Consider the following 8,118-nt stretch of genomic DNA (forward strand, 5'->3'; position numbering starts at 1 on the left):
AACACACAATGTCCGTATTGACCAGAACCACCGGATTGGCGTATATAACGGCCTTCCGCTTTGGCCTTTGTTCGAACCGCTTCTTTATAGGCAACCTGCGGCCTGCCAACGTTAGCCTCAACACCAAACTCACGGCGCATACGATCTGTAATTATCTCAAGGTGCAACTCGCCCATTCCAGAGATGACCGTTTGGCCTGTCTCAGTATCGGACGTCACTTGGAATGTCGGGTCTTCCTGCGACAACCGATGTAACGCTAAAGACAGCTTCTCTTGGTCAGCCTGTGTCTTAGGCTCAACCGCAACTCCGATAACCGGTTCAGGGAAACTAATCTGTTCTAAAACCACCTGATTATCTTGCGGACAGAGCGAACTTCCTGTTGTCGCTTCGTTCAAACCAATCACACCGACGATATCACCGGAATATGCTTCTTCGACATCCTCCCGAGAATTTGCATGCATCTGGAGGATTCGACCAACACGCTCACGCTTCTCTTTGTTCGCATTGTAGATCATCGACCCTTTTGTCAGAACACCAGAGTATATCCTAAGATAAGTCAAGCGGCCAACGAAGGGGTCCGACATAATCTTAAACACAAATGCGCACAGCGGTTCAGTGTCGCTCGGCTCACGGGTTACCGATTCTCCATTTTCAGGATTGATCCCCGTTACCGAACCAATATCCAACGGAGAAGGCAGGTAATCAATTACCGCATTCATCAAGGGCTGTATACCTTTATTCTTGAATGCCGACCCACACAACACCGGCATTATCTTGCTGGCGATGGTGTTCTTCCGAATAGCCTCGCGTATTTCGTCAACCGTTACTGGTTCGTTTTCAAGGTACTTGGCCATGATGCTGTCATCAACATCAGCTAAGGCCTCTATCAATTTATCATGATGCTCGGCAGCTTCATCTTTCAAGTACGCCGGTATATCAGTCACTTCAAAATCTTTTCCGGTACCGTTCTCGTAGATGATAGCATTCATCTTAACAAGGTCAATAATGCCCTGGAATTCAGCTTCTTTACCGATGGGTATCTGAATCGGCACCGCATTTGCTCCAAGGCGAGTACGAATTGACTCGACAACCTTAAAGAAATCTGCTCCAAGCCGGTCCATCTTATTAACCATTGCGATACGCGGTACTTCATACTTGTTCGCCTGGCGCCAAACCGTTTCCGATTGAGGCTGAACACCACCGACCGCGCAAAACAAAGCAACAACCGCATCCAGCACACGCATCGAGCGTTCGACTTCAACCGTGAAGTCAACGTGCCCAGGCGTATCTATTATATTGATTCGATGGCCTTCCCAAAAACAGGTGGTTGCTGCTGAGGTAATGGTAATACCACGCTCTTGTTCCTGTTCCATCCAGTCCATCGTCGCTGCGCCTTGATCGACCTCACCTATCCGGTGAATTCGCCCTGTGTAATATAAGATGCGTTCGGTAGTTGTTGTCTTACCGGCATCGATATGGGCCGCGATTCCTATATTTCTTGTTGTTTCCAATGCTTGAGTACGAGGCATATAATTCAACTTTTCCCGCTGGATGACTTCTTTACCAACGATAGTGTGCAAAAGCTTTGTTGGCATCCGCCATGCGGTGTGTATCTTCGCGCTTTTTAATGGCTGAACCTGTGTTGTTAGCCGCATCAAGAATTTCGCCGCTTAATCTCTCGACCATTGTATTGCCGGATCTTCTGCGGGCTGCAAATAGCAGCCAACGAAAAGCCAGTGAGCGACGTCGATGACCGGGTACCTCCATGGGAACCTGGTAGGTTTGACCGCCAACACGCCTTGGTCGCACTTCGACCATCGGCATTACGTTCCGGATTGCCTGATCAAATATTTCGCCGGCAGGTTTGCCAGCCTTTTCTTCAACCAGCTTCATCGCGGTGTAAAATATTTTCTCGGCGACGCTTTTCTTGCCGCCATACATCATGCGGTTAATAAACCGCGCAATAATCTCACTACCGTAAATCGGATCTGGAGCTACTAATCTCTTCGGGATTTCGCCTCTTCCTGGCATACTCTACTCCTACTTACCTGCCGTCTTCTTAGGTCGTTTAGTGCCGTACTTCGATCGTCCCTGCATTCTATTCGCAGTACCGGCTGTTTGCTGAGTTCCGCGAATTATATGATAGCGCACACCAGGAAGGTCCTTAACGCGTCCACCGCGTACTAAGACCACTGAGTGCTCTTGCAGGTTATGACCGACACCTGGGATATAAGCGGTAATTTCCTGTCCGTTGGTTAAACGAACACGAGCCACCTTACGCAACGCCGAGTTCGGCTTTTTAGGCGTGATGGTTCGTACAATCGTACATACCCCACGCTTCTGCGGATGATCCTGCAGCGCGGGAGCTTTCGATTTCTTCGTTACCTTTAATCGTGGCTTGCGAACGAGCTGGTTAACTGTCGGCATCTAATCTCCTCATAAATCTAACTTTGCGTATGCGTCAGAGCCGTCAAAGCATTCGAGGGAGAGTGTACCCTATTTCAGGCATTAAAAAACCCCTCGCTCGGACAAAGGGGGTGCGGGTTCCGGTGCTCATAATCAATCACTACATATGCGATGGAGCGAACTATATTGCACAACGCGGGGCTACGAACAACGCGGGCTCGTCCACTTACTACCCTGCGCCCAAACCACGCCCTCCTTCCGATATTTCGGCTCAACGTCAGCGGTTCCGACCGCCACTGTCGAGGAACTATTATATACCAGAAACTAAAACCTTGTCAAGCATGCCACCCCACGATTTCAACCCTTTTTTGCCAGTTCCGTAGCTGAGGGGTTTAAAGCGATTTAAAAGAATCGTTCCCTAAACCAGGAAATCGACTCAAGTTATCATTTTCCCGTAGATCCAAAGTTTGTGATGATGTAGATGAAGCCTTAGTCATCAATCATATGTTTATTGTTATAGCTGGGGGCAAGCTGCTGGCTTTCTGCTTTTATCCATAGAGATTGACTCTCCATTAGATCCATCAATTCGAGATAGCGGCTCTAAAAGAATTTCACCGTTGGTTGAATGACCAACGGTGAAATTCTAGAAATGGGAGGATCGTTCCTATACGCCTTAAGTTTTTATAACTTTCTTCTTTGAGAGATTGAATTTATCATGGATAGCTCGTACAGCTTCCTGAGCATGGACCTTCTTAATTACACATGATATCTTGATTTCGCTCGTGGATATCATCTCGATATTGATCTCCTTATCCGCGAGTGCGCTGAACATATCTGCAGCAACGCCCGAATGGCTCCTCATGCCTATGCCAACTACCGATATCTTTGCGATGTCCTTGTCAACCGTCACACCACTTGCCCCTATCGAGTGTGTAACTTCATTTGCGACCTTAAGTGTCTTTGGAAGATCTGACGTTGGTACAGTGAATGAGAGATCTGTGGATCCTGCACGTGAGACGTTCTGCACGATCATATCGACATTCACATCAGCATTTGCAAGTTCCCTGAAAATGGCCGCAGCAGCCCCCGGTTTATCCGGCACATCACATATTGTCACTTTAGCTTCATCTTTAGTAAGTGCAACCCCTGATACCACTATTTCTTCCATTGATTTCACCTCCTTCAAGATAATCGTCCCTTTATTGTCGGAGAAACTTGAGCGTACGTGGATAGGTACATTAAACTTCATCGCGCACTCTACGGAACGTGGCTGTAGCACTTGTACGCCCAGAGACGCGAGTTCGAACATCTCCTCATAGCTCATTCTGTCGATCTTTCGAGCATTCGGCACTATGCGCGGATCGGCAGTAAATACTCCTTCGACATCGGTATACATCTCGCAGATCGAAGCTTTCAGGAATTTAGCGAGTGCTACCGCAGTGAGATTGGAACCACCACGTCCAAGCGTAGTAATATCCTGATTAAGGCTTACTCCCTGAAATCCCGCGACGATTACTACCCGGTCAGCTAAAAGTTCTTCATGAATACGCTTGGCGTTGATGTCTATAATACGAGCTTTCGTGAATGATTCATCAGTAACAATCCCCACTTGATGACCCGTAAATGAAATAGCGTCCTTCCCAAGCTTTTGTATGGCCATCGCTAGAAGTGCACAGGAGACCTGTTCGCCTGTAGATAAGAGCATATCTAGTTCGCGTTCCGATGGGCTTTCCGTTATCTTATGCGCAAGTTCTATCAGGTTATCGGTCGTATTTCCAAGAGCCGACACGACCACAACCACATGAAATCCTTTCGCTGCGGTATTTACCACGCGCTTGGCTACATTTTGTATCCGCTCTACGTCGGCAACACTGGTACCGCCGTATTTCTGCACTACTATGTCTTTCTTCATCTTGAGTATCGACTTTCAGAACACATTAACCGCTTATTAAAGTACCATAACAAATCAACGCTTAAAAAATGCTTCAGTTAGCGAGGTACCGCTCTCGAATTTTATACTGCTCAAAGCCGCGACGGTCTCACTGTAGACATCGAATCCGTTATGATCGACCCCCGACCCTGCCATAGCAAAAGGCACAGGATCTGTCACATGAGTCCTTAAAGAAATCGGGGTAGCGTGATCGGGGAGGACCATGACACGGAAATCTTTACTTGCCTTAAGATAATTCCACACGGTGGCCACCACGTATTTATCGAAGCTCTCGATTGCGCTTATCTTTGCGAGCATATCTCCATTGTGACCTGCCTCATCGGGGGCCTCAACATGGACGAAAACAAAATCCTTATCATCTAGGGCTTTTACCGCGTAATCGCCTTTACCTTGATAATTCGTATCATAATAACCTGTCGCTCCCGGAACATTTATTACCTCAAGACCAACGAGTTTTCCGATGCCGTTTACAAGATCTACCGCAGAGATGACCGCACCATCAACACCAAAGAGCCCCTTAAAAGAGGGGATACTCGGATTTGTCCCCTGCCCCCATAGCCAGATCATATTGCCAGGATTCTCTTTTAGAACGATACGTTTCTTATTTATCTCATGTTTTTCAAGAAGCATGCGCGATCGTTCCATAAGGTCTGTTAGAAGAGCAGCAATACGCCCCTTCGGAAGATGATTTGATAGCGTAGCGCCCATAATATCATGAGGTGGCGTAGTCACCGTCTTTACAAGCTCATCAAGCTCGTCAGGAGACTTTGTTTTAAATATGACCAAGTGTCGGTAGCTTTTCCCATGGATAAAACGAATGCTTTCCGACCCCATGCTTTCTTTGAGGAAACTGATAAGTAGTGACGACTCCTTATTGGTAATATGCCCTGCGCTGTAATCAGCCAAGATGTCATTTTCAACCGTTACTAGGTTACATCTGAACGCCACTTCATCCTTGGCTATCTCTACCCCCATATTCGCCGCTTCAAGAGGCCCACGTCCGGTATAATAAACTTTTGGATCGTACCCAAGCACCGCCAAATTAGCGACGTCGCTTCCCGGCTTAAGCCCATTAGGAATTGTCTTAACTGTGCCTATCATGCCCGCTTTCACGATCTCATTCATCGCCGGTATTTTGGCCACCTCGAGTGGAGTCTTTCCGTTAAGCTCCTTTATAGGCCTATCGCTCATTCCGTCCCCAACCATTATCACGTATTTCATCTTTTGGTCCTTTTTCATCCAACAGGATAGATCATATATTTGTCGTATGGGTTCATATTCCAATTTCCTTAAGAACGAGTGACATTTCCGGCTCCACTACAACAGGTTTCCGGACGCTTGCAATCGCACGTTCAGGGTCTTTGAGACCATGGCCAGTGAGAACACAGACGATCTTTATCCGGTATCCAGGTATCGTGCTGCTAAAGAAACCACGGCGATTAAGTTTCAAAATGCCTGCGACGCTAGCGGCGCTTGCTGGCTCGACAAATACGCCCTCTTTAGATGCAAGGATGCCATATGCCTCGAGTATTTCATCGTCGGTTACAGAATCGATAAGCCCACCTGATTCGTCGCGGGCTGCTATGGCTTGTTCCCAACTCGCGGGATTGCCTATCTTGATCGCAGTCGCTATGGTCTTCGGATCCTTGACTGGCGCGCCATTTACAATCGGAGCCGCACCTTCGGCCTGAAATCCGAGCATCTTAGGAAGGCGCGAAATACGATTATTATTTTTGTATTCGTTGTACCCCTTCCAATAAGCAGTTATGTTGCCCGCGTTACCCACCGGTATAGCATGATAATCAGGCGCGTCACCCAGGGCATCGCATACCTCAAATGCCCCTGTCTTCTGACCCTCGATCCTGTAAGGATTTACGGAATTAACAAGCGTGATCGGATACTTCTCGGCGATCTCTCGTACCAGATCAAGCGCAACATCAAAGTTGCCCTTCACAGCAATCACCTTTGCACCGTGTATAAGAGCCTGAGAAAGCTTGCCAAGCGCGATAGCGCCTTCGGGAATAAGTACCACACACGTAAGCCCAGCCTTTGCCGAATAGGCGGCAGCCGACGCCGAGGTATTTCCGGTTGATGCACAGATCACTGCCTTCGCTCCCTCCTCAAGCGCCTTTGAAATGGCGACGGTCATACCCCTGTCCTTGAAAGATCCTGTTGGATTTAAGCCTTCATATTTTAGATATACCTCAATATTATTCCCGAGAAGATTACTGATATTGCAGGCATAGATAAGCGGGGTATTGCCCTCGTTAAGGGTCACCACCGGTGTTTTATTTGTCACCGGCAGAAATTTTCCGTATTCTTTAATTAGCCCTTTCCACATTGATCATTCCTCCACGCGTACGCAAACAGTCTTGCTCTTTATAACATCCAATTCATCAATGATGCGAAGCGCCGCCGCCATATCGCTCTCGCGGGCTTCATGCGACATCATTACTATCGGAACCGGTTTTTCGGACTTGATCTCTTTCTGGGTAACCGTGGCTATACTTATATCGTGATTGCCTAAAATGCCCGATATTTTGGAAAGAACCCCAGGCTTGTCAACCACGGTAAATCGAACATAATAACGCGATCTTATATCGCTCATGTCACACACAGCACTCGCAGTTCCAGCCACAGGTGTTATACATGGAATCACACCCGCAGCTATCCCAGCTGCAACTGAAACGAGGTCGCTCACCACAGAACTTGCAGTCGGGAGCGACCCTGCGCCCTTTCCGTAGAAGAGGTTATCGCCCACAAGATCGCCCCTTACAAATATCGCATTATAGACGTCCCCGACGTTTGCAAGAAGATGCGTCTTAGGTATCAGTGTCGGGTGAACTCGTAGCTCCACGCCCTCTTTTCTGCGTTTGGCGATAGCGAGAAGTTTGATTGCATAACCGTTCTCGCTCGCATAATCAATATCGCTTTGCTCAATATCAGTAATTCCTTCGGTATAGATCGAGTCTTGAGCGGCAAATACACCAAACCCAAGAAGAGCCAATATTGAAAGCTTATGAGCCGAATCGATGCCACCAACATCAAAACTTGGATCCTTTTCAGCATAACCAAGCTTTTGGGCATATAAGAGCGCATCTTTGAATTGTGTACCATGTTCGGACATTTCTGATAATATGAAGTTACTGGTACCGTTTAGAATTCCGTAGATAAGGTCAATCTTGTTGGCAATAAATCCTTCGCGAAGAGAGCGAATGATTGGAATTCCTCCTCCGACACTCGCCTCAAAACCAACCGCAAGTCTGAGCTTCTGTGATAAGCCAAATATCTCAGCCCCGCATTCGGCAAGTAGCGCCTTGTTAGCAGTAACCACGTGTTTCCCCTGCCTAAGCGCCTCCATGATAATTTCCTTTGCAGGTTGAATACCCCCTATAAGCTCGACAACAATGTCGATTTGTTTATCATATAACACCTCGTCGATAGACGAGGTAAGTACGTCTTTGGCGACCTCGACCGGCCTTTTTGAGCTGATATGCTTTACGCAGATCCTAACAATCTCAAGATCAAGTCCGGTACTGGCTTTTAATGAAGCTCTCTTCTCATTCAATACCTTCACTACACCCGCGCCCACGGTGCCGAATCCTATAAGCCCTATCTTAATTTTTTTCATACTTTCCCCTTACTAGGTCTACGGTCTTCCATACCTAGTATGTTCCCTATTTTTGGTCCAATCAGAATGTTAATTCCTCAACCGCTAAGGCATAGATATGCCTCTGGTTGTACTCTCTTCGGTTTACGAT

General features: G+C 47.4%; 7 protein-coding genes. All 7 read right to left on the minus strand.

The genetic code is table 11. The features are described 5' to 3' along the window. Positions 1-1,529: elongation factor G (gene fusA / locus WCO51_06980; GenBank protein MEI6513004.1), on the minus strand; the 1,529-nt coding region annotated here is incomplete at its 3' end. 31 nt (positions 1,530-1,560) lie between these two features. Then, the gene (gene rpsG, locus WCO51_06985; protein MEI6513005.1) at positions 1,561-2,031 is read right to left on the minus strand and encodes a 30S ribosomal protein S7; all 471 of its coding nucleotides are present in this window, start codon (positions 2,029-2,031) and stop codon (positions 1,561-1,563) included. Between the two features lie 9 nt (positions 2,032-2,040). Further along, positions 2,041-2,427 carry a 30S ribosomal protein S12 gene (gene rpsL / locus WCO51_06990; protein ID MEI6513006.1) on the minus strand — a complete coding sequence of 129 codons (387 nt, stop codon included), beginning with the start codon at positions 2,425-2,427 and terminating at the stop codon, positions 2,041-2,043. A gap of 652 nt (positions 2,428-3,079) precedes the next feature. Then, positions 3,080-4,318, minus strand: coding sequence for an aspartate kinase (locus tag WCO51_06995; protein ID MEI6513007.1), 1,239 nt, complete (start codon positions 4,316-4,318; stop codon positions 3,080-3,082). Between the two features lie 54 nt (positions 4,319-4,372). Continuing rightward, on the minus strand, positions 4,373-5,578 hold the full coding sequence (locus WCO51_07000) for a cofactor-independent phosphoglycerate mutase (protein MEI6513008.1): 1,206 nt from the start codon (positions 5,576-5,578) through the stop codon (positions 4,373-4,375). 52 nt (positions 5,579-5,630) lie between these two features. Next, positions 5,631-6,698: a threonine synthase gene (thrC, locus tag WCO51_07005; protein MEI6513009.1), complete on the minus strand. Its 1,068-nt coding sequence runs from the start codon at positions 6,696-6,698 to the stop codon at positions 5,631-5,633. 3 nt (positions 6,699-6,701) lie between these two features. Then, positions 6,702-7,988 (minus strand): homoserine dehydrogenase, encoded by a 1,287-nt coding sequence (locus WCO51_07010; GenBank protein ID MEI6513010.1) that lies wholly within the window; start codon positions 7,986-7,988, stop codon positions 6,702-6,704. Positions 7,989-8,118 lie beyond the last annotated feature (130 nt).

This window comes from bacterium (assembly GCA_037131655.1).
Lineage (GTDB): Bacteria > Armatimonadota > Fimbriimonadia > Fimbriimonadales > JBAXQP01 > JBAXQP01.